General features: G+C 66.2%; 24 protein-coding genes, 3 tRNA genes and 1 riboswitch. Of the genes, 10 read left to right on the plus strand and 17 right to left on the minus strand.

The annotated features are described in order from the left end of the window. The 9 genes from Q0C59_RS05765 to folC form a co-directional block, all read right to left on the minus strand. A tRNA-Asp gene (locus Q0C59_RS05765) sits at positions 1–77 on the minus strand. A gap of 70 nt (positions 78–147) precedes the next feature. Further along, positions 148–223, minus strand: a tRNA-Glu gene (locus Q0C59_RS05770). Between the two features lie 114 nt (positions 224–337). Then, positions 338–413: transfer RNA gene (locus Q0C59_RS05775), tRNA-Ala, on the minus strand. A gap of 76 nt (positions 414–489) precedes the next feature. Continuing rightward, the gene (gltX, locus tag Q0C59_RS05780; protein WP_291212930.1) at positions 490–1,878 is read right to left on the minus strand and encodes a glutamate--tRNA ligase; all 1,389 of its coding nucleotides are present in this window, start codon (positions 1,876–1,878) and stop codon (positions 490–492) included. Position 1,879: 1 nt separating this feature from the next. Next, positions 1,880–3,085 (minus strand): O-succinylhomoserine sulfhydrylase, encoded by a 1,206-nt coding sequence (locus tag Q0C59_RS05785; RefSeq protein WP_291212933.1) that lies wholly within the window; start codon positions 3,083–3,085, stop codon positions 1,880–1,882. A gap of 12 nt (positions 3,086–3,097) precedes the next feature. Further along, positions 3,098–4,603 (minus strand): amidophosphoribosyltransferase, encoded by a 1,506-nt coding sequence (gene purF / locus Q0C59_RS05790; protein ID WP_291212936.1) that lies wholly within the window; start codon positions 4,601–4,603, stop codon positions 3,098–3,100. A 31-nt stretch (positions 4,604–4,634) separates the two neighbouring features. Continuing rightward, positions 4,635–5,120, minus strand: coding sequence for a CvpA family protein (locus Q0C59_RS05795; RefSeq protein ID WP_291212939.1), 486 nt, complete (start codon positions 5,118–5,120; stop codon positions 4,635–4,637). 22 nt (positions 5,121–5,142) lie between these two features. Further along, positions 5,143–5,871 carry an SPOR domain-containing protein gene (locus Q0C59_RS05800; protein ID WP_291212942.1) on the minus strand — a complete coding sequence of 243 codons (729 nt, stop codon included), beginning with the start codon at positions 5,869–5,871 and terminating at the stop codon, positions 5,143–5,145. Between the two features lie 65 nt (positions 5,872–5,936). Further along, complete coding sequence (gene folC, locus Q0C59_RS05805; RefSeq protein ID WP_291212945.1) at positions 5,937–7,286, minus strand: bifunctional tetrahydrofolate synthase/dihydrofolate synthase; 1,350 nt, start codon at positions 7,284–7,286, stop codon at positions 5,937–5,939. A 58-nt stretch (positions 7,287–7,344) separates the two neighbouring features. On the opposite strand from folC, the gene Q0C59_RS05810 reads away from it, so the two are divergent. The 3 genes from Q0C59_RS05810 (at position 7,345) to argG (ending at position 9,424) form a co-directional block, all read left to right on the plus strand. Then, a complete protein-coding gene (locus Q0C59_RS05810) occupies positions 7,345–7,689 on the plus strand; it encodes an ArsC family reductase (protein ID WP_291212948.1) in 345 nt (114 codons plus the stop codon). Positions 7,690–7,757: 68 nt separating this feature from the next. After that, on the plus strand, positions 7,758–8,075 hold the full coding sequence (locus tag Q0C59_RS05815) for a pyrimidine/purine nucleoside phosphorylase (protein WP_291212951.1): 318 nt from the start codon (positions 7,758–7,760) through the stop codon (positions 8,073–8,075). A 17-nt stretch (positions 8,076–8,092) separates the two neighbouring features. Continuing rightward, positions 8,093–9,424 carry an argininosuccinate synthase gene (gene argG / locus Q0C59_RS05820; protein ID WP_291212953.1) on the plus strand — a complete coding sequence of 444 codons (1,332 nt, stop codon included), beginning with the start codon at positions 8,093–8,095 and terminating at the stop codon, positions 9,422–9,424. 156 nt (positions 9,425–9,580) lie between these two features. Here the strand turns inward: argG and Q0C59_RS05825 are convergent, their stop codons facing one another. After that, a complete protein-coding gene (locus Q0C59_RS05825) occupies positions 9,581–10,465 on the minus strand; it encodes an alpha/beta hydrolase (protein ID WP_291212957.1) in 885 nt (294 codons plus the stop codon). A 95-nt stretch (positions 10,466–10,560) separates the two neighbouring features. On the opposite strand from Q0C59_RS05825, the gene Q0C59_RS05830 reads away from it, so the two are divergent. From Q0C59_RS05830 to Q0C59_RS05840, 3 genes are read left to right on the plus strand one after another with little or no spacing between them, the layout of a single operon-like run. Next, positions 10,561–11,316, plus strand: a complete 756-nt coding sequence (locus tag Q0C59_RS05830) for a GntR family transcriptional regulator (protein WP_291212961.1) — start codon at positions 10,561–10,563, stop codon at positions 11,314–11,316. Between the two features lie 53 nt (positions 11,317–11,369). Next, positions 11,370–12,278: an NAD(P)-dependent oxidoreductase gene (locus tag Q0C59_RS05835; RefSeq protein ID WP_291212964.1), complete on the plus strand. Its 909-nt coding sequence runs from the start codon at positions 11,370–11,372 to the stop codon at positions 12,276–12,278. 30 nt (positions 12,279–12,308) lie between these two features. Then, on the plus strand, positions 12,309–13,073 hold the full coding sequence (locus Q0C59_RS05840; RefSeq protein WP_291212967.1) for an SDR family oxidoreductase: 765 nt from the start codon (positions 12,309–12,311) through the stop codon (positions 13,071–13,073). Here Q0C59_RS05840 and Q0C59_RS05845 read toward each other — a convergent pair. The 7 genes from Q0C59_RS05845 to Q0C59_RS05875 all read right to left on the minus strand — a co-directional run bounded on the left by Q0C59_RS05845 (position 13,046) and on the right by Q0C59_RS05875 (position 21,571). Beyond that, entirely contained in the window at positions 13,046–14,026 is a 981-nt protein-coding gene (locus Q0C59_RS05845) for a lysylphosphatidylglycerol synthase domain-containing protein (protein ID WP_291212969.1), read from the minus strand. The genes Q0C59_RS05840 and Q0C59_RS05845 overlap by 28 nt on opposite strands. Then, on the minus strand, positions 14,023–15,231 hold the full coding sequence (clsB, locus tag Q0C59_RS05850; RefSeq protein WP_291212972.1) for a cardiolipin synthase ClsB: 1,209 nt from the start codon (positions 15,229–15,231) through the stop codon (positions 14,023–14,025). Before clsB ends, Q0C59_RS05845 begins: the two co-directional genes overlap by 4 nt. Continuing rightward, a complete protein-coding gene (locus Q0C59_RS05855; protein ID WP_291212975.1) occupies positions 15,228–15,989 on the minus strand; it encodes an endonuclease/exonuclease/phosphatase family protein in 762 nt (253 codons plus the stop codon). The genes clsB and Q0C59_RS05855 overlap by 4 nt, the downstream gene beginning before the upstream one ends. A gap of 169 nt (positions 15,990–16,158) precedes the next feature. Next, on the minus strand, positions 16,159–16,812 hold the full coding sequence (locus Q0C59_RS05860) for a helix-turn-helix domain-containing protein (protein ID WP_366518809.1): 654 nt from the start codon (positions 16,810–16,812) through the stop codon (positions 16,159–16,161). Between the two features lie 264 nt (positions 16,813–17,076). Then, positions 17,077–19,194: an ATP-binding protein gene (locus tag Q0C59_RS05865; RefSeq protein WP_291212979.1), complete on the minus strand. Its 2,118-nt coding sequence runs from the start codon at positions 19,192–19,194 to the stop codon at positions 17,077–17,079. Between the two features lie 146 nt (positions 19,195–19,340). Beyond that, positions 19,341–20,585 (minus strand): flavin-dependent oxidoreductase, encoded by a 1,245-nt coding sequence (locus Q0C59_RS05870; protein WP_291212983.1) that lies wholly within the window; start codon positions 20,583–20,585, stop codon positions 19,341–19,343. 2 nt (positions 20,586–20,587) lie between these two features. Continuing rightward, positions 20,588–21,571 carry a tripartite tricarboxylate transporter substrate binding protein gene (locus tag Q0C59_RS05875; protein ID WP_291212987.1) on the minus strand — a complete coding sequence of 328 codons (984 nt, stop codon included), beginning with the start codon at positions 21,569–21,571 and terminating at the stop codon, positions 20,588–20,590. Positions 21,572–21,660: 89 nt separating this feature from the next. On the opposite strand from Q0C59_RS05875, the gene Q0C59_RS05880 reads away from it, so the two are divergent. The 4 genes from Q0C59_RS05880 to Q0C59_RS05895 all read left to right on the plus strand — a co-directional run. Beyond that, a complete protein-coding gene (locus tag Q0C59_RS05880) occupies positions 21,661–22,221 on the plus strand; it encodes a MarR family winged helix-turn-helix transcriptional regulator (protein ID WP_291212991.1) in 561 nt (186 codons plus the stop codon). Positions 22,222–22,359: 138 nt separating this feature from the next. Then, positions 22,360–22,469: riboswitch (guanidine-I (ykkC/yxkD leader) on the plus strand. A gap of 52 nt (positions 22,470–22,521) precedes the next feature. After that, complete coding sequence (locus Q0C59_RS05885; protein WP_291212994.1) at positions 22,522–23,538, plus strand: ABC transporter substrate-binding protein; 1,017 nt, start codon at positions 22,522–22,524, stop codon at positions 23,536–23,538. A gap of 76 nt (positions 23,539–23,614) precedes the next feature. Then, the gene (locus Q0C59_RS05890) at positions 23,615–24,625 is read left to right on the plus strand and encodes a fatty acid desaturase (RefSeq protein ID WP_291212997.1); all 1,011 of its coding nucleotides are present in this window, start codon (positions 23,615–23,617) and stop codon (positions 24,623–24,625) included. A 1-nt stretch (position 24,626) separates the two neighbouring features. Then, positions 24,627–25,381, plus strand: a 755-nt coding sequence (locus tag Q0C59_RS05895; protein ID WP_291213000.1) for an SDR family NAD(P)-dependent oxidoreductase, incomplete at its 3' end; no start/stop codon positions are given.

The following is a 25,381-nucleotide window of genomic DNA, read 5'->3' on the forward strand; positions in this document are numbered from 1 at the left end:
TGGCGGAGTGGACGGGGCTCGAACCCGCGACCCCCGGCGTGACAGGCCGGTATTCTAACCAACTGAACTACCACTCCTGGTAGATGGCTTTCGTTCTTGCGAACCAAGTGCCAACCACTTGTGCCTGAGCTGCCTTGCGGCAAATTCTGGCGACCCTACGGGGATTCGAACCCCGGTACTCACCGTGAAAGGGTGATGTCCTAGGCCTCTAGACGATAGGGTCAAAACCTTGGACTAACCGAAACGCGACTCTCTTCACCGCGTTTTTGGAAGCCTCGAATTGTAGCATTGGAAGGTGGTGTTCCTTCTTCTACTGCGCCTCGCGGCCCCTGATTTTTGGTGGAGGTAAGCGGGATCGAACCGCTGACCTCTTGCATGCCATGCAAGCGCTCTCCCAGCTGAGCTATACCCCCACAGGGTTTGCCGATCTGCTTCGCCAATCTGGATCAGCGCTGCGTTTCAGCAAGCCTCAAATTATAGGCGATTTTTTCAGGCGTTCTGCAAACGGTCCAGGACTGTTTGACGGTTCTGCAATTCAAGCACCGCATCGAGCGACGGTGTCTGGGCCGTGCCCATCACCAACACCCGCACCGGCATGGCGATCTGCGGCATCTTCAGGCTGTGCGCCGCGAGCACTTCCTTGATGGCCCCCGAGATGCTGGCCTTGTCCCATGCAACGCCAGAAAGCTTGCCCGCCAGTGCGGCCAGCGCCGGGCGCACCGCATCGGTCACGTGCTGCGCTCGCTCGTCGGCGTTGGGCGTGATGTCGGTGTAGAACGCCTTGGCCCACTGGGCCAGAACCACGGTGGTGTCGCAACGGTCCTTGAACAAACCGCAGATGCGTGCCAGGCGATCGTCAACCGCGATGCCTTGCCACTTGAGCTGCTCAGCCACCAAGGGCGCAAGGGCATCGTCGGCCATGGCCTTGAGGTGTTGGGCATTGACCCAGCGCAGCTTGGCGTCGTCGAACTGCGCAGCGCTGCGACCCAGGTGATCGAGGTTGAACCACTCCAGGAACTGCGCGCGGCTGAAGATCTCGTCGTCGCCGTGGCTCCAACCCAAACGCGCGAGGTAGTTCACCATCGCATCGGGCAAATAGCCTTCGTCGCGGTACTGCGTGACGGGCTTGGCGCCGTTGCGCTTGCTCATCTTCTCGCCTTGCTCGTTGAGCACGGTGGGCAGGTGGGCGTAGACCGGCGGCTCCTTGCCAAGCGCGCGAAAGATGTTGATCTGGCGCGGTGTGTTGTTCACATGGTCGTCGCCCCGGATCACGTGGGTAATCGTCATGTCGATGTCGTCAACCACCACACAGAAGTTGTAGGTGGGTGTGCCATCGGGCCGAGCGATCACCAGGTCGTCGAGTTCGTCGTTGCTGATCTCGATGCGACCCTTGACCTTGTCGTCCCAGGCCACCACACCGCCTTGCGGGTTCTTGAAGCGCAGCACGGGCTTCACGCCTTCAGGCACTGCGGGCAACACCTTGCCGGGCTCGGGCCGCCAGGTGCCGTCGTAGCGCGGCTTTTCCTTGGCCGCCATCTGCGCTTCGCGCAGCGCGTCGAGTTCGGCCACGCTCATGTAGCAGGGGTACACGAGGCCGGCGGCCACCATCCCGGCGAGCACGGCCTTGTAGCGGTCCATGCGCTGCATTTGGTAGAACGGGCCTTCGTCGTGGTCGAGGCCGAGCCACTTCATGCCTTCGATGATCACGTCCACCGCAGCCTGCGACGAACGTTCCAGGTCTGTGTCTTCGATGCGCAGGATGAAGGTGCCGCCGGTGGAACGCGCAAACGCCCATGGATAGAGAGCGGATCGGATGTTGCCGAGGTGGATGAAGCCGGTGGGCGACGGGGCGAAGCGGGTGCGGACGGTGGTGGTCATGTCAGAGGGTGAGGAGTCCGCGGTCAAGGTCGGTCTGGATGTCCTGGAGGTGTTCGAGCCCGACCGCCACGCGGATCAGGCCTTGCACCACACCAGCGGTCTGGCGCTGTGCTTCGGTCAGGCGGCCGTGGGAGGTGCTGGCGGGGTGCGCCATCAAGGTCTTGGTGTCGCCCAGGTTGGTGGAGAGCGACATCACCTGCAACGAGTCGAGCACGTGGAAAGCGCGTGCGCGGGCCTGCTCGGCATCACGGGCCTTGACTTCAAACGAGAGCACGGCGCCGCCGCTGCCCGATTGCTGCGCCATGGCCAGTGCGTGTTGCGGGTGGCTGGGCAGCCCGGGATAGTGCACACGTGCCACGGCTGGATGGTCTTGCAGCCACTGCGCGAGTTGAAGCGCGCGCGCCGATTGGGCCTGGATGCGGATGTCCAGTGTTTCCAGACCCTTGAGCACGACCCACGCATTGAACGGAGCGAGCGTCATGCCCGCGCTCTTGAGCACCGGCAGGAAGGTCTTGGTCACGAGTTCCTGGCTGGCGCACAGGGCGCCCGCCATCACCCGGCCCTGGCCATCGAGGTACTTGGTGCCCGAGTGCATGACGATGTCAGCGCCCAGCTTCATGGGCAGCTGCAGCGCAGGCGTGGCAAAGCAGTTGTCCACGCACAGCAGCGCGCCCACGTTGTGCGCGATGTCGGCGAGCGCGCGGATGTCGCACACCTCGGTGAGCGGGTTGGTGGGCGTCTCGGCAAACAACAACTTCGTCGTCGGCTTGATGGCGGATTGCCATGCGGACACATCGGTCTGCGAGACGAAGGTGGACTCCACACCGAACTTGGCCAGATCGGTACCGATCAGTTTGATGGTGGATCCGAACATGGAGTGCGAGCACACCACGTGGTCGCCGGCCTTGAGCAGGCCCATGCACATCATGAGGATGGCGGACATGCCCGAGGCGGTGGAGATGCAGGCCTCGGCGCCTTCGAGCGCGGCCAGGCGCTGCTCGAAGCTGGCCACCGTGGGGTTGCCGTAGCGGCCGTAGGTGAAGCCTTCTTCGTCACCCGCAAAGCGGCGCGCAGCGGCTTCGGCGCTGGGTTGCACGTAGCCACTGGTGAGGTACAGGGCTTCGGAGTTTTCACCGTACTGGCTGCGCTCCACAGCTTCGCGCACGGCCAGCGTGTCGCGGTGCAGATTGTTGTCCTTCTGTGTCATCGACGCTGACTTTCAGGCGACCTGCGCGTTGGGCAGCGCCAGGCGCGAGGTGTCCTCTTCGCCTTCTTCGCTGGTGTCGCGCCCGGCGTTCAGGCGCGCGATGTCGGCCAGCGTGATGTCGCCCGTGACGTACACGCCGTCGAAGCACGAAGCGTCAAAACCCGCGAGCTTGGGGTTGAGCGAGCCGATGGCCTGTTTCATGGCGTCCACGTCCTGGTAGATCAGCGCATCACACCCGATGCTCTCACGCACCTCGTCCACCGTGCGATTGTGAGCCACGAGTTCGTCGGGCGTGGGCATGTCGATACCGTAGACGTTGGGGTAGCGCACCGGTGGCGCCGCGCTGGCCAGGTACACCTTGCGGGCGCCGGCGTCGCGCGCCATCTGCACGATCTCGCGGCTGGTGGTGCCGCGCACGATGGAGTCGTCCACCAGCAGCACGTTGCGGCCCTTGAACTCGCTGCCGATCACGTTGAGTTTCTGGCGCACCGACTTCTTGCGCACGCCTTGCCCGGGCATGATGAAGGTGCGGCCCACATAGCGGTTCTTCACAAAACCTTCGCGGTACGGCAGGCCGAGCAACTGGGCCAGTTCCATGGCGCTGGGGCGCGACGACTCCGGGATCGGGATGACGACGTCGATCTCGCTCGGCGGCACGGTGGAGACCACGCGCTTGGCCAGCGTCACACCCATGTTCAGGCGGGCCTGGTAGACCGAGATACCGTCGAGCACCGAGTCGGGCCGGGCCAGGTACACGTATTCAAAGATGCAGGGGTTGTGGCTGGTCTTCTCGGCGCACTGCTCGAACTGCATCTTGCCGTCCATGTCGACGAACACCGCTTCACCGGGCAGAACGTCGCGGTCCAGCTCGAAGCCATTGCCTTCGAGTGCCACCGATTCGCTGGCAACCATCACGCCGCCCTGGTCGTTGTGGCCCACGCACAGCGGGCGGATGCCGAACGGATCGCGAAAGGCCAGCAGGCCGTGGCCGGCGATCAACGCCACCACCGCGTACGAACCCTTGACGCGCTGGTGCACGCCGCGCACGGCCGCGAACACGTCGGCCGGCTTCAGGGTGATGCCACGCGTGACCTTTTCCAGCTCGTGCGCGAGCACGTTGAGCAAGACCTCGGAATCGCTCTCGGTGTTGATGTGACGGTGGTCGGTCTGGAACAGCTCCTGCTTCAACGCATGCGCGTTGGTCAGGTTGCCGTTGTGCACCAGCACCAGGCCAAACGGCGCGTTCACGTAGAACGGCTGCGCCTCTTCTTCGCTGTAGGCGTTGCCGGCCGTGGGGTAACGCACCTGGCCCAGCCCGCAGATGCCGGGCAGCGAGCGCATGTTGCGGGTGCGGAACACGTCACGCACCATGCCCTTGGCCTTGTGCATGAAGAACTTGCGTCCCTGTTGGGTGACGATGCCCGCCGCATCCTGGCCACGGTGCTGCAAGAGCAGCAAGGCGTCGTAAATCAGCTGGTTGACTGGCGTTTTGCTGACCACGCCCACGATTCCACACATGTTTCGATCCTCTGAAAAAACTCAATCGGCTTCAAGCGATATATCGGGCCACCGGCTCGGGCAACAAGGGCTTGATGGCGTGCAAGGTGGCCACCAGCAGGTCGGCCACCGCCGAGCCCTGCCACCAGGCGGCATCGCGCAGGGGCGACATGCTCACCACCACCGCAAACGCCAGCAACATCACCACGCCCCGTGCCAGACCAAAGGCGCTGCCCAGAATCCGGTCCACGGGACGCAGCCCCACCGAGGTCACCAGCTTCTTGACCAACCAGGCCAGCAAACCGCCTGCAAACGCCACGGCGATGAACACCACCATGAATCCGCCCGCGAGCTGCAGCGGTGGCGACAGGCCATCCAGCGGCAGCATCACAGCCACCTCGTCGGCATAGGCCTGCGCCAGCACGAACGCCGCCACCCAACCGGCCACCGACAGCACCTCGTAGACCAGCCCACGCCACGCACCCAGCAACACCGACAACAACAAGACCGCCAGCAGCAGCCAATCCGTCAACTCCATGCAGCCATCGTCCGTTGACTCATCACAGCGTGAGCACAGCCGCGGGCAAGCCCAGGGCCTTCACGCGGGCCGCCGCCTTGTCGGCCTCCGCACGGCTGTTGAAAGGACCCAGTCGAACGCGGATGCGCCGACCTTCCGACGTTTCGGCCACGTGGGTGTAGGTCTTGAGCCCGGCGGCTTCGAGTTTCTGGCGCACCGAGCGGGCACCCGCCTCTTCGGAAAACGCGCCCACCTGCACCACGAGGCGCTCGGCGACCGCGGTGGCCGGTGTCGCAGGGGCGGCGGATGCAGGGGCGGCGGCGGTCTTGCCCTCGAGCAAGGCGCGGGCGCGTTCGGCTTCAGAGGGTGTGGGCGCAGGAGCGGCCTTGGCAGGCTCCGCGGCAGGCTTGAGCGGGGTGGACGCCTCAACAACCTCTTCGCGCGCACTCAGTGTTTCACGGGCTTCGACGCTGGGCGCAGGGGGCTTGGCGATGGCGGGCGCTGCGGCAGGCGCAGTGGCCGCGGCAGGCGGCTTCACAGCGGGCGCGGGTGTGTTCTTGGCCGGGATCTCGATCGGGATGTCGACCGAAATCGGGCGCGGCTGCGTGTCGAACAACAAAGGGAATCCAATCACACCGAGCAACACCAGCACGCTGGCGCCAATCAGGCGGTGCCGCGCGCGGCGGCGCACGGCGTCAATGCTTTGCGGCGGCGGTGTCGATGGATTGCCCTGTGAGCCTGAACGGGATTTGAACATTCGGGTGGGAACCATGGCGCCAAAGGAGGCCTGGCGAGGGGCGCGACACGGGGAGCGGTCGGGAAGCTCGATGGGTGGGGTCAGGAAGGCAGGTGTTTGGCCGACAAGCGGGGCACACCGTCCTGCAGAACACCCCCCACGGTGAAGAACGATCCGAAGACCACGATTCTATCAGCGGGGTCCGCGTGGGACACCGCCGCCTGCAGGGCCTCCATGGGGTTGGCGTGGCAGCCGGCCACCGTGCTTTTGGCCGTGGCGGGGTGGGCCTTGATCGCCTCGGCCAGCGCGGCTGCGGTGCTGGCGCGGGGCAGCGGCAGGTCGGTCAGATGCCAGCGGTCGATCAGTGGCGCAATGCGCTCGACCATGGCGCCCAGGTCCTTGTCGGCCATGGCGCCGAACACGGCGTGGGTGGTGGGGTAGTAGCCCATGGCGTCGAGGTTTTCGGTGAGCGCGGCCACCGAATGCGGGTTGTGCGCCACGTCCAGCACCAGGGTGGGCGTGCCGGGCACGATCTGGAAGCGCCCGGGCAGCTCCACCAGCGCCAGGCCGTTGCGCACGGCCTGCGCCGTCACGGGCAGCCTGGACCGAAGGGCTTCGACGGCTCCGAGTACACCAGAAGCATTCACCAGCTGATTCGCGCCGCGCAGTGCCGGGTAGGCCAGCCCGGCATAGCGCCGACCGCCGTGTGAAGGGTGCATGGCCCAGCCCCACTGCTGCTGGTCGCCGGCGAAATGGAAGTCCTTGCCAATACGCCAGAGCTCCGCCCCGATCTCCATGGCGCGGTCGAGCACGCTTTGCGGCGGCACCGGGTCGCTCACCACCACCGGGCGACCGGTGCGCATGATGCCGGCCTTCTCGTAACCGATGGCTTCGCGGTCCTTGCCCAGCAGGGCCATGTGATCCAGCGCGATGCAGGTGATGACGGCGCAGTCGGTGTCGATGATGTTCACCGCGTCCAGCCGCCCGCCCAGGCCCACTTCCAGAATCGCCACGTCCAGCCCGGCGCGCGACAGCGTGCGCAGGATCGCCAGGGTCGTGAATTCAAAGTAGCTCAGGCTGATTGCTTCGTCCCCGCCTTGCCCCTTGCGCGCTTCTTCCACCTCGGCAAAGGCCGGCAGCAGATCGTCGGTGGCCACGGGCTCACTGGCGATGCGGCAGCGCTCCTCAAAATGCACCAGGTGCGGCGAGGTATAGACGCCGGTGCGGTAACCCGACTGCGTGTACACGGCCTCCAGCATCGCGCAGGTGCTGCCCTTGCCGTTGGTTCCGGCCACGGTGATCACCGGGCAGGTGAGCGTCAGCCCCATGCGCTGCGCCACGCGCTGCACACGCTCCAGCCCCATGTCGATGGTGACCGGGTGCAGGCGTTCGGCATGGGCGAGCCATTCGGGCAATGTGGTGGGATGCGGAGGCAGTGGGATGTTGAGCATGGTTGGATTGTCCCATCGGGCCCAAGCCCCTCGGCGCCATCACCGACAATCCCTTCCCATGATCACTGTCTACGGCATCCCCAACTGCGACACCGTCAAAAAGGCCCGCGCCTGGCTGACCGACCACGGTGTTGAACACCACTTTCACGATTTCAAGAAGCAGGGCGTGCCCGAGGCCGAACTCGATCGCTGGCTCACCGCTGTGGGCTGGGAAACGATCATCAACCGCAAGGGGACCACCTGGCGCCAGTTGGAAGAAGCCGTTCGGGCCGGCGTGACCGATGCGGCGAGCGCACGGACCGTGGCACTGGCGAATCCGAGCGTGATCAAGCGCCCGGTGCTGCAATGGGCTGATGGCATCACGGTGGGTTTTGACGCGGCTGCCTGGCAGGCACGTCTCTGATCCCCGGTCGGCGCTGTGGCCCGCCGCCTAAAATCGTGGATTCGCCTCTTTTGCATCACACCAACACCATGACCACCACCCAATTCGACGGCGTGACCGTCAACACCCAGGCCAGCGTGTACTTTGACGGCAAGTGCGTCAGCCACGGCATCACCTTCGCCGACGGCACGAAAAAATCGGTCGGCGTGGTACTGCCCGCCACGCTCACCTTCAACACCGGAGCACCCGAGATCATGGAATGCGTGGCCGGCGGTTGTGAATACAAACTGGCCGGCACCGACGCCTGGCTCAAGTCCGGCCCTGGCGAGAAGTTCAGCGTGCCCGGCAACAGCAGCTTCGACATTCGCGTGACCGAGCCCTACCACTACATCTGCCATTTCGGCTGAACCACTGAGCGACCGTCATGGCCACCATTCTCCAAAACCTCCCCACGCAGCAAAAAGTCGGCATCGCCTTCTCCGGCGGCCTCGACACTTCCGCAGCGCTGCTGTGGATGAAACAAAAGGGCGCGATCCCCTACGCCTACACCGCCAACCTCGGCCAGCCCGACGAGCCGGACTACGAGGAGATCCCGCGCAAGGCCATGCAGTACGGCGCCGAGAAGGCACGCCTGATCGACTGCCGCACCCAGCTGGCGCACGAAGGCATTGCCGCGCTGCAGTGCGGTGCCTTCCACATCAGCACCGCCGGCGTGACCTACTTCAACACCACGCCGCTGGGCCGCGCTGTGACCGGGACCATGCTGGTGGCCGCGATGAAGGAAGACGACGTCAACATCTGGGGCGACGGCAGCACCTACAAGGGCAACGACATCGAGCGCTTCTACCGCTACGGTCTGCTGACCAACCCCAGCCTGAAGATCTACAAACCCTGGTTGGACCAGCTCTTCATCGACGAACTGGGGGGCCGCGCCGAGATGAGCGCCTTCATGACGGCCAACGGCTTCGGCTACAAGATGAGCGCCGAGAAGGCCTACAGCACCGACAGCAACATGCTCGGCGCCACGCACGAAGCCAAGGACCTCGAACACCTCAGCAGCGGCATTTCCATCGTCAACCCCATCATGGGCGTGGCGTTCTGGAAAGACGAGGTGGTGGTCAAGCGCGAAACCGTGACGGTGCGCTTTGAAGAAGGCCAGCCGGTCGCCCTCAACGGTGAAACCTTCGCCAGCCCGGTGGACCTGATTCTCAAGGCCAACGAGATCGGTGGCCGCCATGGTCTGGGCATGAGCGACCAGATCGAGAACCGCATCATCGAAGCCAAGAGCCGCGGCATCTACGAAGCCCCCGGTCTGGCACTGCTGTTCATTGCCTACGAGCGCCTGGTGACCGGCATCCACAACGAAGACACGATCGAGCAGTACCGCGTCAACGGTCTCAAACTCGGCCGCCTGCTCTACCAGGGCCGCTGGTTTGACCCGCAAGCCATCATGCTGCGCGAAACGGCGCAGCGCTGGGTGGCGCGCGCCATCACGGGCGAGGTCACCTTCGAACTGCGTCGCGGCAACGACTACTCGATCATGAACACCGAGAGCGCGAACCTGACCTATGCGCCCGAGCGCCTGAGCATGGAGAAGGTGGAAGACGCGCCGTTCACGCCGCTGGACCGCATCGGCCAGCTGACCATGCGCAACCTCGACATCACCGACACGCGCGCCAAGCTGGGCATCTACGCCAAGGCCGGGCTGCTGTCGCTGGGCGACGGGGCCAGCATGTTGAAGCTGGAAGGCGAGTAAAGGCCGAGCACCAACGAGGTCATCGGCGGCCATGGGGCACGGCGCAGCGAAATAAAGGCGGAGGGGCCAAAGGCCCCGGGGGACATTCGCGGAGCCGTGCCCCGTGGTCGCCGATGACCGGATCAGCCGGAGAGCGACATCCCGCTCAGGAGCCCTTCAAACCCCGAGCAGTTCCCGAGCCAACCCATGCAGCCGGTGCCTGGGTTGCACCAAGGCTTCAACAATGCTGAAGTGGTTGAGCCCCGGCAGGGCTTCGCACACCGGCACCACCTCGGCCCCCCACGCCTGCTGGATGAGGCGGTTGTGGCGCAGGAACTCGCTGCTCTCGTCACCCCCGGCCACCGCAACCAGCTGACCACGGCCTTCGCGCAACGCGGGCGCCGGCAACAGCGCCGGGCTGGCCTTCTTCACCTGGGCCGGCGTCAACTTCAGGGACGGCTGCACAAACGGCGTGAGCCGCACCGGCTCCAGGTCGTACAGGCCCGACATCGACAGCGCGTTCTTGACCAAGGACTCGGGCAGATCGTCGCCCACCCGCGGCCATTCGCAGGCCAGCATCATCGTGGCGAGGTGCCCGCCCGCCGAGTGACCCACCACCGTGATGCGGTGCGGGTCGCCACCGTGCGCGGCGATGTGGCGGTGCGTCCAGGCCAGGGCCTGCACCATCTGCATCACGATGTCCGGGATGGTGACCGCCGGACACAGCGCGTAGTTGGGAACCACCACGCATGCGCCGAGTTTCGTGAACGCCGGCGCGATGAACGAGTGGTCGGACTTGTCCAGGCTGCGCCAGTAGCCCCCGTGGATGAACACCATCACCGGCGCCAGCGGCATGCCGGGTTTGCGGGGCGCGGGAAAGATGTCCAGCGTTTCTCCGGGACCGTGTCCATAGCTCACGTCCAGCAGCGGGCGGCTGCTCTGGCGGGCCTGCGCCGAGGTCGTGGCCCAACGTTCGAAATGCGCAGCGTGTTCGGGCACAAGGGCCCGGTTGTTGTATTCGCGGTCCAGCCAGGCGGGGTCGGTCGAAGGTGTTTTTTCCATGGTCGCGCATTGTGTCACGGGGGTTGTTTTCGGCTCGTTCGTGACGGTTCGGCAGAATTTGTGTATTCTGTATACAAACTATTTTTCAAGCCACCATGTCCGCCCAACTGATCAAGCTGGAAGCCGCGCCCGACCTCGTCGAGCAGGTGTACCGCGCCCTGCTCGACGCAATCAGCGCCGGCACGCTCAAGCCGGGTCAGCGCATCACCCAGGAAGAGCTGGCCGAACAACTCGCGGTGTCGCGCCAGCCTGTCATGCAGGCGCTGCGCCTGCTCAAGAAAGACGGTTTTGTACAGGACGCACCCGTCTGTAGTGGCCCGGCCGGGCGCTGCCGCGGACTGCAGGTCACGCCCATCGACGCGAAGTGGATCGAACAGGTGTACGAAGTGCGGGGCGCGCTCGACGCATTGGCCGTGCGCCTGGCCGCCCAGCGGCGGACCCCGCTGGACCCCGCCTTGCTGGCGACCGGCCGGGCCGCTGTGAAGCGCGGCGACATCAAGGCCATGATCGACGCCGACCTGGCTTTTCACACCGCGCTCTACCGCGCCGCAGAAAACCCGCTGATCGAACAGAGCGCCCTGCTGCACTGGCACCACATCCGCCGCGCCATGGGCGAGGCCCTGCAGTCGGCGATGTTGCGCGAGCCGGTGTGGGACGAGCACGAAGCCATCGCCCGCGCCGTGGAACGCGGCGACGTGAAACTGGCCGAGCGACTGATGCAGCAGCACAGCGGCCACGCCAGCAACCACTTCGGCGCGCAGTTCCAGGTGCCCGAGCCAACCCCACCCGCGGCCCGCAAGCGGCGGCCCACCCCCGACAACTCCGTGGTTCTCGACAGCCAGGCTGGCTGAGCCACTTCAGCGGTTCCCGGCCCGTCCGGGAACCGCCTTTTTTTGCCCAACACGTGAACACCTCAACGCCATCCAACCCTCCTGTCCCCGCCCTGCAAGTCGCCGTGCTCGGCATCGGCATGATGGGTTTTCCCATGGCCCGCCGCCTGTGCGAAGCCGGCTGCACCGTCAGCGTCTGGAACCGTTCTCGCAGCAAGGCCGAGCGCTTGCAGGACGTGGGTGCGCGCGTCACCGACACGCCCGCCGAAGCGGTGGCCGAAGCCGATTTCGTGATCACCCTGCTGGAGAACGGCGACATCGTGGAAGACGTGTTGTTCCGCCAGGGCACGCTGGCCGGTCTTCGCCCGGGCAGTGTGGTGGTGGACATGTCCTCCATCCAGCCGCGCCATGCACGCGACCATGCAGCGCGCCTGGCGGCCGTCGGTGTGCACCACCTGGACGCGCCGGTGTCGGGCGGCACCGTGGGCGCCGAAGCCGGCACGCTGGCCATCATGGTGGGCGGCAAGCCCGCCGAGTTCGAGCGCGTGCGCCCGGTGTTCGAGCTGCTGGGCCGCCCGGTGCACGTGGGCGCGCACGGCGCCGGCCAGCTGGCCAAACTCGCCAACCAGATGATCGTGGGCATCACCATTGGCGCCGTGGCCGAAGCGCTGCTGCTGTGCGAGAAGGGCGGCGCCGACATGGCCAAGGTCAAACAGGCCATCACAGGCGGTTTTGCCGACAGCCGCATCCTGCAGGTGCACGGCCAACGCATGATCGAGCGCGACTTCACCAAACGCGGCGCGGTGGCAGTGCAGCTCAAGGACATGCGCAACGCGCTGGCCACGGCCAGCGAAATCGGCTTCGATGCGCCCATCACGTCGCTGTTCGAGCAACTCTACGCCCAGTCGGTCGACCACGGCCTGGCCGATCTTGACCACTCGGCGCTGTTCGTCGAGCTGGCCAGCCGCAACGGCATGGCCTGAGTTCCTCAACCTTCACACGCAAGGCATTCCATGGCTTCTGATACTTCCAAACGGATTGCCCTGGTCACCGGCGCGGGCACAGGCATCGGCCGCGCCGTAGCCCTGGGCCTGCTGCAGGACGGTTTTCACGTGGTGCTCACGGGTCGACGGCCAGAGCCGCTGGCCGAGGTGGCCGCCATCGCCGAGGCCGCCGGTCAGAACGCGCTGGCGATCCCCGCCGACGTGCGCGACGAACACAGCGTGCAGGCCCTCTTCGACGAAATCGAAAAGCGCTACGGCCGCCTGGACGTGCTGTTCAACAACGCGGGCGTCAACGCACCGGCCGTTCCCATGGACGAGTTGTCCGTGGCGCAATGGAGAGACGTGATCGACACCAACGTGACCGGTGTGTTCCTGTGTGCGCGCGCCGCTTTCGGCCTGATGCGCCGGCAAACCCCGCAGGGCGGGCGCATCATCAACAACGGCTCGATCTCGGCTCACGCGCCCCGCCCTTTCAGCAGCCCCTACACCGCCAGCAAACACGCGGTGCTGGGCCTGACCAAGACCATTGCACTGGACGGGCGCGACCACAACATCGTGTGCAGCCAGATCGACATCGGCAACGCGCTCACCGAACTCTCCGCACGCATGACGAAAGGCGTGCGCCAGGCCAACGGCATGCTGGCCACCGAACCCATGATGGACGTGCAGCACGTGGCGCAGGCGGTGCGTTACATGGCCAGCCTGCCGCTCTCCACCAACGTCCTCAACATGACCGTGATGGCCAGTCAGATGCCCTTTGTGGGCAGGGGCTGAACCTCCCCGCTGCGCTCACCGGTGCGGGATGCCGACCCGGCCTCGCTCCACGCGTAGGCCGGCAGCGCCAGGGCCAGCGGAATGAGGTAGTAGGCCGCGCGGTAGACCAGCACCGAGGCCAGCACCTCGGTGGCGGGCAAGGCACTGGCCAGCGTGGCCACAAACACCGCCTCCAGCACGCCCAGGCCGGCCGGCACGTGCGTGAGAACGCCGGCCACCGCCGCGAGCAGCAGCGCGCCGAGCACATCGAGGTAGCCGACACGCCCACCGAACAGGCTCCACACGATGGCGCCGATCAGCATCCAGCTGGCACCTCCAAGCAGCGCCTGCAGCAGCGCCAGGCGTGCGCCAGGCAAAGCCAGCGTGTGACCGCGCCAGCCGAGTTCGCGCTGGCGCGACCACGTGCACAAGGCCAGATACACCAAAGCCAGGGCGACCATCACCGCGCCGATGGCGCGCAACCACAGGTCGCTCAGCGCCCACGACCCGGGCAACCGGGGCGGCGCCACCAACAGCACCGCGCCCGCCACCCACAGGTAACCCAACCAGTTCGTCACCATGCTGTGCGCAATCACCTTGGCCACCGTGGGCGCCGACAAGCCCCTGCGCATGTACAACCGCAACCGCAAGCCGAAGCCGCCGACCAGGGCACCGAAATTGAGATTGAACGCGTAGCAGGTGGCGGCGGTGCCCAGCGTGCGCGGGACAGACAACTTGTGGCCGGTGAGACGGCGCCCGACAAGGTCGAAGCTGGCCACCAGCGCGTAGCTCAACAACGCCAGGCCCACCGCGATGATCAACTGGGCGAGCGACATGGCCTGCACGGCGCGCCACACCTCGGGCCACTCCACTGTGCGGGCCTGGCGCGCCGCCAGCGTCAACACCAGCGCGGCCAGTGCCCACGGCGCGATGCGTTTGAACCAGGCCCAGGCCCGCTGCACCGCCGGGCTCATGGCGCCTCGCTGTGCATGGCCACCACCCTGGGTTCACGCACCGTCACCTTGGCCGCCCAGACGGGAAAGCGGCGCAGCGCGTGAAACACCACCATGCTGCGCAGCGCAATCCAGAACGAGTGCAGGCGGCCGGTGGCCTGGCGCTCCACGCGCTCGCAACTCTCGGCCATCAGGTGGTCGATGCGCTCGCGCAGGTGCCGGGCGAACTCCACATCGCGCACGACCACGTTCGCCTCCAGGTTCAGGCTCAGGCTGGTCGGGTCGAGGTTGCTGGAACCCACGGTGGCCCAGGTGTCGTCCACCACCGCTACCTTGCCGTGCAGCGGCCGTTCGTTGTATTCGAAGATGTTCACGCCGGCGCGCAGAAGGTGTCGATACAACAGCTCGGTGGCGCGTTTCACCCAGGGCTGGTCCGGGTGGCCCTGCAGCACCAGGTCCACCTGCACGCCGCGCCGTGCCGCCCGGCGCAGGTCGCGCAGCAGGCGATAGCCCGGAAAAAAATACGCATTGGCAATCAGCACCCGCCGCTGCGCGCTACGAACGGCGGCACGGTAATGCCTTTCGATGTCGGTGCGGTGCAGGTGGTTGTCGCGCGTGACAAATGCCGCTACGGCGCCGTTGTCCTCGGCACCCTGAGAGCTGTCGTCCTCCAGGTCGGCACGCCAGCGCTGGATCCACTGGCCGCGGGTCGGTTGCGGCGCCAGCACATTGGCGCGGCAGAAGGCCTGGATCTGACCAACCAGCGGGCCTTCCACCTCGACCGCGTAGTCCTGCTTGCCCTGCGGGTGGGATTCGGTGAGGTGATCCTCCGAATAGTTGATGCCGCCGACAAAAGCGCGCTCACCATCGACCACCACCAGCTTGTTGTGCATGCGGCGCAGCAGGTTGATGCGCGCGCCAAAGAGGCGCTGCACCGGCTCGAAACTGCGCAGCCGCACACCGGCGTCGAGCAGCGGCTGTGTGAACGACCCGGGCAGGTCGGGCGACCCCCAGCCGTCGATCAGCACGTGCACTTCGGCACCGCGCCCGGCAGCGGCCAGCAGGGCCTGCTGCAGTTGCCGCCCGACCTTGTCGTCGAACAGGATGAAGGTTTCCAGCAGCACCTCGCGTTCGGCCGCTGCAATCACCTCGAACACACGCGGGTAGTAGCCCTCGCCGTTCTCGAGCAGCTTGAAATGGTTGCCGGGGACCCAATGCGAATTCACACCGCCTCCAACAACTGGATCTCGGCGGCCACCGGCGCGTGGTCCGACAACTGCGCCCACGGACGCCGGGGCATGGGCACCGGCAGGGCAGACGCGACACCGCGCACATAAATGCGGTCCAGCCGCAGCACCGGCCAGCGCGCAGGGAAACTGCGCGCATGGTGGCCGTGCGCTTGCCGGAACACCTCGCTCAGCCCGCACGGCGCCAGTTGCTCATCGGCGCGCGAGCGCCAGTCGTTGAAATCACCCGCCACCACCAGCGGTGCGTCCGTCGGCACCTCCGTCTGCACCGTCGCGCAGAGCCGCGCGAGCTGGTGGCGGCGGTGCGATTCGCGCAGCCCCAGGTGCGCGCACATCACGTGCAGTGGGGGCTGCCCATCGGGCAAGGCCAGTTCGCAGTGCAGCAGTCCGCGCGGCTCCACGCCCGGCAGCGAAATGTCGTGGTTGTGGCTGCGCAGCACCGGGTAACGCGAGAGCACCGCGTTGCCGTGGTCCAGGCCCTCGGCCACCGCGTTGCGCCCGTACGCGTGGTCGGGCCATATCTCGTCGGCCAGAAACTCGTACTGCGCGCCGATCTCGGCCACGCTGCGCGAACTGGTGCCACCGTCCACTTCCTGCAGGAACACCACGTCGCTTCGCACGGCACGCACCGCCTCACGCAGTTCGTGCAGCACGGAGCGGCTGTTGAACACGTCGTAGCCTTTGTGGATGTTGACTGTGAGCACGCGCAGAGTCCCTGAAAAAGGATGCGCGGTCATGCCTCGGGGCGGCGCGGCTGGGCGCGGGACAAAAGAAACATTTTTTTATCCTGCCTGAAAGACAGCCAGGCGTCTGTTGGGTAGCTCACGGTGGCAGAAGGGGACCACCGCTGTGGTCAAACCGGTGCAGCGGCCCGGAGCCCGGTGACTCACATGCGGACAGGCGCCTTCACAGCAAGGCTCCGAAGCGACGCGAAAGCGCTCCCACATCCGCCAGGGAAATGTGGCGCTTGTCCACGCGCAACCAGCCTTTTCGCTGCATGCCGGACAAGGTCCGGCTCACCGTTTCCATCGACATGCACAGGTAGCTGCCCAGCTCCGCGCGGGACATGCGCAGGTGAAAGTCGCAGGGTGAAAAGCCCTGGGCGTACCGGCGCCGCGACTGGTCCAGCAGGAATGCAGCCAGGCGCTCCTGCGCATTGGCACACCCGAGCAAGGCATGAATCTTGTGAGCGCGCTGGATGTCCCTAGCCATGAGTTCGCTCACGTGCTCCTGCATTCCAGGGTCAGGGGCCGTCGCATGCGCCCAAGGGTGCCTGGCCACTTCGCGCACGTGGCTGTCTTCCAGCGCCGTCATGGTGGTTCCGTGGGTGCCCGTGACCACGCCGTCCAGCCCGATCACGTCACCCACCATGGGAAAGGCACACACCTGCTGACGTCCATCGGCCAGGATGATCACCGACTTGAGCGTTCCGCTGCGCACCATGAAGACGCCATGAAACCCATCCCCCTGGGCAAACAGGGTCCGCCCTGCGGCCACCCTGTGCATCCTTTGCGGTTCGCAATCGCGCGTTGGACGGTCCGCCCACAAAGCTGCATTCATCAAGTGGCTGTCCTTTGGAATCCGATGCAGGAGAACCTCGCACACACCGCATGCCGAACGCACACCTTGGCACCGCTTCAAGCAGAGGTCTGTTCGGCACCGTACACATGCAAGGGGCGTCTCGCAGGGAACTCACGCCGCGACCAAGGTGCCCTCCGTCCTGGCCACACCCCGAGCGGCAGCGCGCTTGAGGAAACCGCGGTTGACCGGGCTGTGCGGGCGCAACGCTCGGGCATGGAGCACTGAACCCGGACGCGAGGCGAATCAATCCGCCGGATCCAGCGTGAATTCGGCCACTGTGCCCACACCGGCCTGGCTGCGCACGCGCACCTCACCACCGTGGTGCTGCACGATGCGCTGCACCATGCTCAGGCCGATGCCGCTGCCTTCGAACTGCGAGGCCGAGTGCATGCGCCGAAACGGCTGGAACAACGCACGCGCGTGGGCCATGTCGAAGCCCGCGCCGTTATCGGCCACCCGGTACCAGGTGCGCCGGCCTTCCTGAAAGCTGTCGACCCGGATGCGCGCCTGCGGCAGCCGCGCGGTGTATTTCCAGGCGTTGTGCAGCAGGTTCTGCCAGACCTGCGCCACCAGGTCGGCGTCGCCCCTGGCAACAGGCAAGGGGTCGAACTGGATCTCGATGTTGCGGTCGGTCTCGCCGCTGCGCACCAGGGTCCAGGTATCCCTGGCCAAGGCGTGCATGTCGATGCTGCGGCGCTGCAGCGCATGCTGGTCGATCTGGGCGAGGTTGCACAAGGCTTCGATCATCGCGTTCATGCGCCTGGTGGCCTTGTCCACCTGTTCGCTGTACTCCAGCGCCTCCTCGGTGTGACCGAGCTTCAGACGCTCGCGCATCAGCCCCATGAAGCCCTGGATGGCCAGCAACGGTGCGCGCAGGTCGTGCGCCACCGCGCGGGTGAACTCGCGCAGGCGGGCATCACCGGGTTCCGTGGATTCTTCAGCCGGCACCGAGTCGGGGGTTTCGCGCCGGGCCTGCTCGAGCTCCTCGTTCAGGGTCAGGTAGCCCTGACGAAACACCGGATCCTGGGCGATGCGTTCGGTCACGTCGCGCACGATGCACAGCACCAACGTGAGTTCGCCCACGCGCACTTTGTCGGCGCTCACCAGGCAGGCGCGAAGCTGGCCGTCTGCGCGGGTCACGTTCACCGGCAGCGCGTCCAGCAGGCCGTCGAGGTCGATGGCACGGGCCAGGCGCTTGAGCGTGTCCATGCCGATGTGGTGCGCCAGCGAGCGCAGCGGCTGACCCACCACCTGGGACTCCACCAGGCCGAGCAAGGCGGCCACCGCCGGGTTGGCGTCCTGCACCAGGCCGCTGTGGTGGTCCACCACCAGCATGGGTTCGGGATTGCGCTGGAAGGTGCGCTCCAGCAGGTCTTCGGAGCGACGCAAGGAACGCTCGGCGGTTTCGCGCCGTGCGCGCTCATGCGCCACCGTGCGCCCGCGCTGGCGCAGCGCGAACCCGGCCAGCAACAGCAGCAACGAGCCACCCACGGCGATGCGCCAGGTCCACTGACGTTGTTGCACCAGGTCGCGCTCCATGGCCTGTTGCTCGGCATTGGCGGGTTCGTCGTTCAGCCAGCGCTCCCGCAGCGCGGGCAAGGTGCCGTTGGCCTCCAGGCGGTCCAGCCCACCCTGCAGGCGCTGGCGCAGTTCTTCATTGCCACGCACCACCGCCAGCGAATATGTCTGCAGGCGCAGGTCGCTCAGCGAGCGCACCAGACCGGTCACCAGGCCTGACGCGATCAGGGGGTCGGCGTAGGCGCGCGGAAGCAAGGCCATGTCGGCAAAGCCGAGCTGCACCGACTGCAGGGCAGCGAGCGCGTCGGGCGTGCGCACATACGGCCCGCTGATGCCCGAGAGCCACTTGCTCAGGCTCTCGCGCATGGGTTCGTGGTCCAGCACGGCGATGCGCGAGCCTTGCAGGTCCTGCAGCGCGCGCGGTGCGGGTTGGCCGGCGGGCAGGTAGACCGCAAAGGACGGTGCGGCGTGCCCCTTGAGAAAGTGCGCGTAGGCCCTGCGGTCGGTGGTCTCGACCATCGCGATCACATCCACCCGACCGGCCTTGAAAGCCTCCACCGTGGCCGGCCAGCGCTGCAGGCTGATGGACACCTCCATGCCGAGCTCGCGGCCGAGGGCCTTCATCAGATCGATCTGGAAGCCTTCGGGCTGACCGCCGGCGTTGTTCGATTCGAACGGTGCGAACCCCACATCACCGCCATAGCGCAGCGTGGTCTGCGCATGAGCTCCTGTGCAGACCGCGCCCCAGGCCAGGGCCAGCGCACACAGCCAGCGCCCGGTGGCTCTGCAGAGCCATGGGCCATCTCCCGTCCGGATTCGTGTCTGTTGTGTGGATCGCAGCATGCTGGGTGCACAGGGTGGGTGTCCCGTCCCCTGCGGACGACACCTTTGCTTACAGTGCCACAAAATGGCGCCCGGAAGGTGTCCGTCATGCAGCCGGCCATCCCACTTGTCGGATACCCCCCACACCAGCCGGGGGGCGTCCGCCTTCAAGCCTTCAGCGCAAAGCCCGCGATCTGCTTGTAGTTGTCTGAAATGGCGCGCAGCTCGTCCTGGCTGATCAGGTCGTCGATGTTGTCGAAGGGTTTGCCGCCGCTGAGTTCGTCGGCCTTCATGATGATGAAGTCCGGCGGCAGGGTGCGGTTGGTTTCGACCACGCGGGCGGTGGCCGGCAGACGCGCGTCCTGGTAGCGCTGCAAGGCGGCTCGCAGGTCACCGCCGGCATCGTGTTCGGCCTCGATCTCGTCGGCCAGCGTGCGCGCGTCGATGAGCGCCTGGGCCGATCCGTTGGAGCCGCGCGGGTACATCGGGTGGGCGGCGTCGCCCATGAGCGTGACGCGTTCGAAGCTCCAGCGCGGCAGCGCGTCCTTGTCGACCATGGGGTACTCGAACACGTGTTCCGCCGAGCTGATGAGCGCGGGCACGTCGAGCCAGTCGAAGCGCCAGTCGGCAAAGGTGGGCAGGAAGTCCTCGGCCCGCCCGGGGCGGTTCCAGTCGTTCATGCGCGCTTCGCTGTCGCGGATTTCGGCCACCCAGTTGATGAGCTGGTTGCCTTGGCCGTCCACGTTGTCCACGATGGGGTAGATCACCATCTTGCCGGTGTCGATGGAGCCGACGCGGATGTAGCTCTTGCCATCGAGGATGGGTTTGTGCACCGTGGTGCCGCGCCAGGTGTTGATGCCGCCGTAGCAGACCCGGTCGTCCGGGAAAAAGTGTTTTCGAATGGCCGAATTCACGCCGTCGCAGGCCACCACCCAGAGCGCGCGCACCGATGCGACCGGGCCCTGCGCGTTGTCGGCGAACGAGAGCGTGACACCGTCGGCGTCCTGCGCCAGACCGGTGCAGCGAAAACCGGTGTGCACATGCTGCGGCCCCAGGCGCTGGAGCGCCGCTTCAAACAGGATGCGGTGCAGCTTGCCGCGGTGGATGCCGAGTTCGGGCACGGCATAGCCCGCGTGGCGCCCGCGCGCTTCGCCGTACACACGTTGGCCGAAGCGGTTGAAGAACACGCTCTCGCGGTTCTCGATGCCCACCGCCTCCAGCTGAGGCAGCAGGCCCAGCGCGGTGAGCTCCTGCATCGCGTGCGGCAGCAGCGTGATGCCCACGCCAAGTTCCTTGACCTCGGCCACGCCCTCGTACACATCGCAGGCGATGCCGCGCTGGTGCAGCGCCAGCGCAAAGGCCAGCCCGGCGATGCCGCCACCCACCACCGCGATCGCGGTTTGTTCTGACATGCTCACTCCGGTTTGATGTTCTGGGCTTTGATGAGAGCCGCCCAACGCTCGGCGTCTTTCTGCACCAGCTGACCGAAGGCCTCGGGCGTGCCGGTGCTTGGGTCCATGCCCTGGCCTGAAAACGCTTTTTTCACCTCGTCGCTGGCCAGGATGTCGTTGATTTCGCGGTTGAGCGTGGCCACCATGGCCGGGGCCATGCCCTTGGGCGCGAACACGCCGTACCACATGTCCACGTTCACGTCGGCCGTGCGCGATTCGGTGAGGGTGGGCACGTCGGGCAGCAGCGCGTGGCGCTTGTCGCTGCCGATGGCCAGCGCCACCAGGCGCCCGCTGCGCACCTGCGGCAGCGCCACGTGGATCGGCAGGAACATCGCATCCACCTGCCCACCGATCATGTCGGTGAGCGCCGGGCCGGTGCCGCGGTAGGGAATGTGGGTGATGAAGCTCTTGCTGGTGTTCTTGAACAGCTCCATGGACAGGTGGTGCGGCGTGCCCACGCCGGGTGAGGCGTAGTTGAGCTTTCCAGGCGCCTTGCGCGCGGCCTCCACCAGATCGGCGGCGGTCTTGAAGCCGCTCTTGGGGTGGGTCACCAGCATCAGCTGGCCCCAGCTGGTCAGGCCCACCGGGGTGAGGTCGCGCAGCGGATCGAACGTCGCCTGCGGGTACAGGCTGCGGTTCATCACCAGGGTGTTCACACTGACCAGCAAGGTGTTGCCGTCGGGCGCGGCGCGCACCACGGCTTCGGTGCCGATGTTGCCCGAGGCGCCCGCCCGGTTGTCCACCACCACCGGGCGCTTCAGACGCTCGGAGAGCTTGGGGCCGATGGTGCGGGCGATCAGGTCGATGCCGGTGCCGGGGGTGAACGGCACGATGAGCCGAAGCGGCGCATCGGTCGTCTGGGCCTGGGCCAGACCGGTGCCGGCGAGCACCGCCAGGGCGAGCAGGCTGCGTCGGGCGCGGCTGGTGAGGGTGTGCGAGCGTGTCATCCGATGTCTCCTATCGTTAGCATGCGAACCATTATGAAAGTCGCCCCGGCTTCCCCGCATTCGTAGAATCCCGAGTTTCCGAGCCACATATGACCCTGAAAGACCTTTACCAGCGCCCGGGCTTCCTGCTGCGCCGCACCCACCAGATTTCGGCGGCGGTGTTCGAGAACGCCTGCGCCAGCGTGGGTCTCACGCCGGCACAGTACGGCGTGCTCACCGTGCTGTCCAGCGAGCCGGGCCTGGACCAGACCCGGCTGGCGCGTGCGCTGGCTTTCGACAAGGTCACCGTCATGCGGGTGTGCAAGGGGTTGGAGGAGCGAGGTCTGATCGAACGGCGCATGTCCGAGCACAGCCGCCGCCAGATGGCCGTGGTGCTCACCCCTGCCGGCAAAAAGCTGCTGCAGCAAGCGCGCGGGCCGGCGGAGCAGGCCTACAAGCGGCTGCTCTCACCCCTGACCCTCATGCAGCGCCAGCAGCTGATCGAAATTCTGGAAACGCTCACGCAAGGCCTGGCCGACGAGGCTCGTGCGCCCTTCGTGCCCTTGCTGCCGCCAGAAGCCCCCAAGCCTTCAGTGGAGCCCACCGCCGCTCCCAAGGCCCGTGCCACCCGCACCAACAAGGGGCAGCCCAAAGCAACGCGGCCCCGCTGATCGGGCGCACAGCTTCTGCTTTTGGTGCAGGGCGGGGGTCCGGACGACGTCCAAGGCGGCCGAAAGCCTGGCACGCTTTCTGCTCGTATCCACCACGCAAGAAGAGCGATCCGGGATCTGCCCGACCATCTGCTCAGCACTCAGGTGCACTAGGGTTCCGACCGCGAGACACAACGTCGCGCGGTGTCTGGTCCGAGAGTGTGCCGGCCTCATCGCAGGCTCCACGGAGGGACAAAAGCCCGGGAGAACGATCACTCGATCGCTTCTTCCTGCACGTCCTTTCAACCCATGGAGCCCCTGATGAAAACCTCTGCCCCCACCCTGTCCAGCCGGCGCAACCACTTCTTCAAGCCGGCCCTGGGCCTGGCCCTATCGCTGGCCGCTTTCTCCTCGTTCGCGCAGGCACCCGCCCAGATGAAGATCGCCACCGTGGTGTGGATCGGCTACGGCCCGTTCTACGTGGCCGAGGCGCTGGACCTCTACAAAAAATACAACCTCAAGGTCTCGCTGCAGGTCTTCAACGACCCGGCGCTGATTCCGGCAGCCATCGCCTCGGGCGCGGTGGACGGCGGCATGTTGACCTACGACCAGGTGGTGGGCCAGGTGGCCGCAGGCCGCAACATGAAGGTGGTCATGCCCATCGACTACTCCAACGGTGGCGACGCCATCGTGGCCGACAGCAGCATCACCAAGGTGGCCGATTTCAAGGGCAAGAAGATCGGCTACAACCCGCTCTCGCCATCGGACTTCCTGCTGTCGTACGCGCTCAAGACCGCGGGCCTGACGGAGAAAGACATCACCCCGGTGAGCATGACGCCCGAAGCCGTGCCGGCGGCCATGGCCTCCGGCCAGTTGCCGATCGGCGTGACGTATGAGCCCAGCCTCTCGCAGATCCTCGGTCAGGGCGGCGGCAAGAAATTCAAGGTGGTGTTCTCCTCGAAGAACGCACCCGGCCTGATCGCTGACGTGCTGGTGTTCGACGACAAGGTGATCAAGGCCAAGCCGGCACAGATCACCGGCGTGATGCAGGCGTATCTGGACGGCCTGGCCTACATGAAGGCCAAGCCGGCCGAAGCGCACAAGATCATCGGCAAGTTCATGGGCGTGTCGGCCGCCGAGGTGAAGGAACAGCTCACCGGCGTCTACAACATTCCCGTGGCCGAGATGCCCAAGGCCTTCATGAAGGCCAAGGAAACCACCTCGTACTACGCCAGCGGCGAAATCATTGGTGAGCTGCTCAAGGCCAAGGGCCAGATCACCACGATCCCGGCCATCGAGGCCACCTTCGACGCCAGCCTGGTCAAGGGTCTGAAGTAATTCACCAGGCCGTTGCACCGGTGCCCAGGCGGGCACCGGTGCGCTGACAGCAGCGATCTCCATTGAAGGCATTTCCATGAAACCGGTTTTCCGATACGAAGATGGCGTGTGGCCGAACGTTGCCGCCATCAGCTTCACCGTGCTGGGCTGGCCAGTGGGCATTGCCCTGCTGGGACAGGCGGGCTGGCTGCTGAACGCACTGGGCGTGCTGCTGGTGGCGCAAACGCTGGTGTGGTCGGCCTATTTCATCCATGAGTTCGCGCACAACGCCATCTTTCGCACGCCGCAGGCCAACGAGCGCTGGGGCACCGTCATGAGCTGGATCAACGGCAGCTGCTACGCCAGCTTTGCCGACATGCGCCGCAAGCACATGCGCCACCACGTGGAGCGTGCCGACGTGATCACCTTCGACGCGCAGGCCTTCCTGCGCGCCCACCCGGTTGTGCGCCGCGTGGTGCTGGCGCTGGAGTGGGCACACTTCCCGGCGGTGGAGTTCGTCATGCGAGGTTACGTGATCGCCCTGCCGTTCATGAGCGAGCAAAAGAAGTCAGCACGCACCCGCGTGGTCGCCACCGCGCTGGTCCGCATCGCGGCACTCGCGCTGCTGGGCTGGTGGTCGCTCAAGGCCCTCGCCTTGTACTTCGTCGCTTTCCTGATCTTCATCACCGTGCTGCGCTTTGCCGACTGCTTCCAGCACACCTACGACGCATACCCCATCCTGGACGACACGCCGATCCCTAAAGACAAGCTGCGCGACCGCGCCTACGAACAGGCCAACACCTACAGCGACGTGGTGAGCCTGGACGCCAAGTGGTTCAACCTGATCTGGCTCAACTTCGGTTTTCACAACGCCCACCACGAGCGCCCCACCGCGCCCTGGTACCGCCTGCCCGCCTTCCACCGCGAGCTCTACGCCGACAGCTACCCGCAGGTGATCACCGTGGGTGAGCTGCTCAAGAGTTTTCACATCAACCGCGTCAAGCGGGTGCTGGCGAGCAACTACGGGGTGGTGCAACCGCCCGGCACACCGGGCCGCGCGGACGGTTTCCTCGGCGCGGTCGGCGTGTCTTTCCTCACCGCTGTTTGACATGGCCGCCGACCACGGCCTGCAGGGCAAGACCGTGCTCATCACGGGTGCTGCCGGCGGCATCGGCCAGGCGCTGGCACAAGCCTTTGCGGCGCAGGGGGTGCGGCTGATGCTGCTGGACCGTGCCGGCACCGGATTGCCTGCGTTGGCCCGTGAGCTGGGTGGGTTTGCTGCCGAGTGCGACCTCGGCGATACCGCACAAGTGGCGGTCGTTGCAGCGCAGGTGCGCGAACGCTGGGGCACGCTCGACGTGCTGGTCAACAACGCAGGCACCGAGTACCCCACACCGCTCGACGACACCGCACCCGACGCCATGACGCGCTGGGCCGGCCTGCTCGACAACAACGTCACTTCCATGGTGCGGCTCACGCAGGCCCTGCTGCCTTTGCTGCCGCGCGGCGCGAGCGTCATCAACCAGAGTTCCATCTGGGGCCGAATCGGCGTGGCCGGCTTCTCGGCCTACGCCGCGAGCAAACACGCCGTGGTCGGCCTCACGCGCTCCCTCGCACTGGAGCTCGGGCCCCGCGGCATCCGCGTGAACGCGGTCTGCCCCGGCTGGATCCGCACCGAGGCCGCGCTGCGTTCGCTCACGGCCATGGCACAGGAACAAGGCCGCAGCGAGGCGGAAGTGGAACGCGAGATCCTGGCGCGCCAGGCCGTGCCCGAGATGCTCACGCCGGCCGACATCGCCGGCGTGTTCCTGTTTCTCGCCAGTCTTGAGTCCCGTTCGCTCACCGGCCAATGCCTGGTGGCCAG

This window comes from Hydrogenophaga sp. (assembly GCF_022844385.1).
In the GTDB taxonomy this organism is placed as follows: Bacteria; Pseudomonadota; Gammaproteobacteria; order Burkholderiales; family Burkholderiaceae_C; genus Hydrogenophaga.

Excerpts from the sequence above, each read along its gene's own strand:
- Q0C59_RS05800 (WP_291212942.1), bottom strand. The coding sequence starts at position 5,871 with ATGGTTCCCACCCGAATGTTCAAATCCCGTTCAGGCTCACAGGGCAAT.
- Q0C59_RS05815 (WP_291212951.1), top strand. The coding sequence starts at position 7,758 with ATGACCACCACCCAATTCGACGGCGTGACCGTCAACACCCAGGCCAGC.
- Q0C59_RS05855 (WP_291212975.1), bottom strand. The coding sequence starts at position 15,989 with ATGACCGCGCATCCTTTTTCAGGGACTCTGCGCGTGCTCACAGTCAAC.
- Q0C59_RS05880 (WP_291212991.1), top strand. The coding sequence starts at position 21,661 with ATGACCCTGAAAGACCTTTACCAGCGCCCGGGCTTCCTGCTGCGCCGC.
- Q0C59_RS05785 (WP_291212933.1), bottom strand. The coding sequence starts at position 3,085 with ATGACACAGAAGGACAACAATCTGCACCGCGACACGCTGGCCGTGCGC.
- gltX (WP_291212930.1), bottom strand. The coding sequence starts at position 1,878 with ATGACCACCACCGTCCGCACCCGCTTCGCCCCGTCGCCCACCGGCTTC.
- Q0C59_RS05830 (WP_291212961.1), top strand. The coding sequence starts at position 10,561 with ATGTCCGCCCAACTGATCAAGCTGGAAGCCGCGCCCGACCTCGTCGAG.
- folC (WP_291212945.1), bottom strand. The coding sequence starts at position 7,286 with ATGCTCAACATCCCACTGCCTCCGCATCCCACCACATTGCCCGAATGG.
- argG (WP_291212953.1), top strand. The coding sequence starts at position 8,093 with ATGGCCACCATTCTCCAAAACCTCCCCACGCAGCAAAAAGTCGGCATC.
- Q0C59_RS05810 (WP_291212948.1), top strand. The coding sequence starts at position 7,345 with ATGATCACTGTCTACGGCATCCCCAACTGCGACACCGTCAAAAAGGCC.
- purF (WP_291212936.1), bottom strand. The coding sequence starts at position 4,603 with ATGTGTGGAATCGTGGGCGTGGTCAGCAAAACGCCAGTCAACCAGCTG.
- Q0C59_RS05875 (WP_291212987.1), bottom strand. The coding sequence starts at position 21,571 with ATGACACGCTCGCACACCCTCACCAGCCGCGCCCGACGCAGCCTGCTC.
- Q0C59_RS05865 (WP_291212979.1), bottom strand. The coding sequence starts at position 19,194 with ATGCTGCGATCCACACAACAGACACGAATCCGGACGGGAGATGGCCCA.
- Q0C59_RS05825 (WP_291212957.1), bottom strand. The coding sequence starts at position 10,465 with ATGGAAAAAACACCTTCGACCGACCCCGCCTGGCTGGACCGCGAATAC.
- Q0C59_RS05840 (WP_291212967.1), top strand. The coding sequence starts at position 12,309 with ATGGCTTCTGATACTTCCAAACGGATTGCCCTGGTCACCGGCGCGGGC.
- Q0C59_RS05870 (WP_291212983.1), bottom strand. The coding sequence starts at position 20,585 with ATGTCAGAACAAACCGCGATCGCGGTGGTGGGTGGCGGCATCGCCGGG.
- Q0C59_RS05795 (WP_291212939.1), bottom strand. The coding sequence starts at position 5,120 with ATGGAGTTGACGGATTGGCTGCTGCTGGCGGTCTTGTTGTTGTCGGTG.
- Q0C59_RS05860 (WP_366518809.1), bottom strand. The coding sequence starts at position 16,812 with ATGAATGCAGCTTTGTGGGCGGACCGTCCAACGCGCGATTGCGAACCG.
- Q0C59_RS05885 (WP_291212994.1), top strand. The coding sequence starts at position 22,522 with ATGAAAACCTCTGCCCCCACCCTGTCCAGCCGGCGCAACCACTTCTTC.
- Q0C59_RS05845 (WP_291212969.1), bottom strand. The coding sequence starts at position 14,026 with ATGAGCCCGGCGGTGCAGCGGGCCTGGGCCTGGTTCAAACGCATCGCG.
- Q0C59_RS05890 (WP_291212997.1), top strand. The coding sequence starts at position 23,615 with ATGAAACCGGTTTTCCGATACGAAGATGGCGTGTGGCCGAACGTTGCC.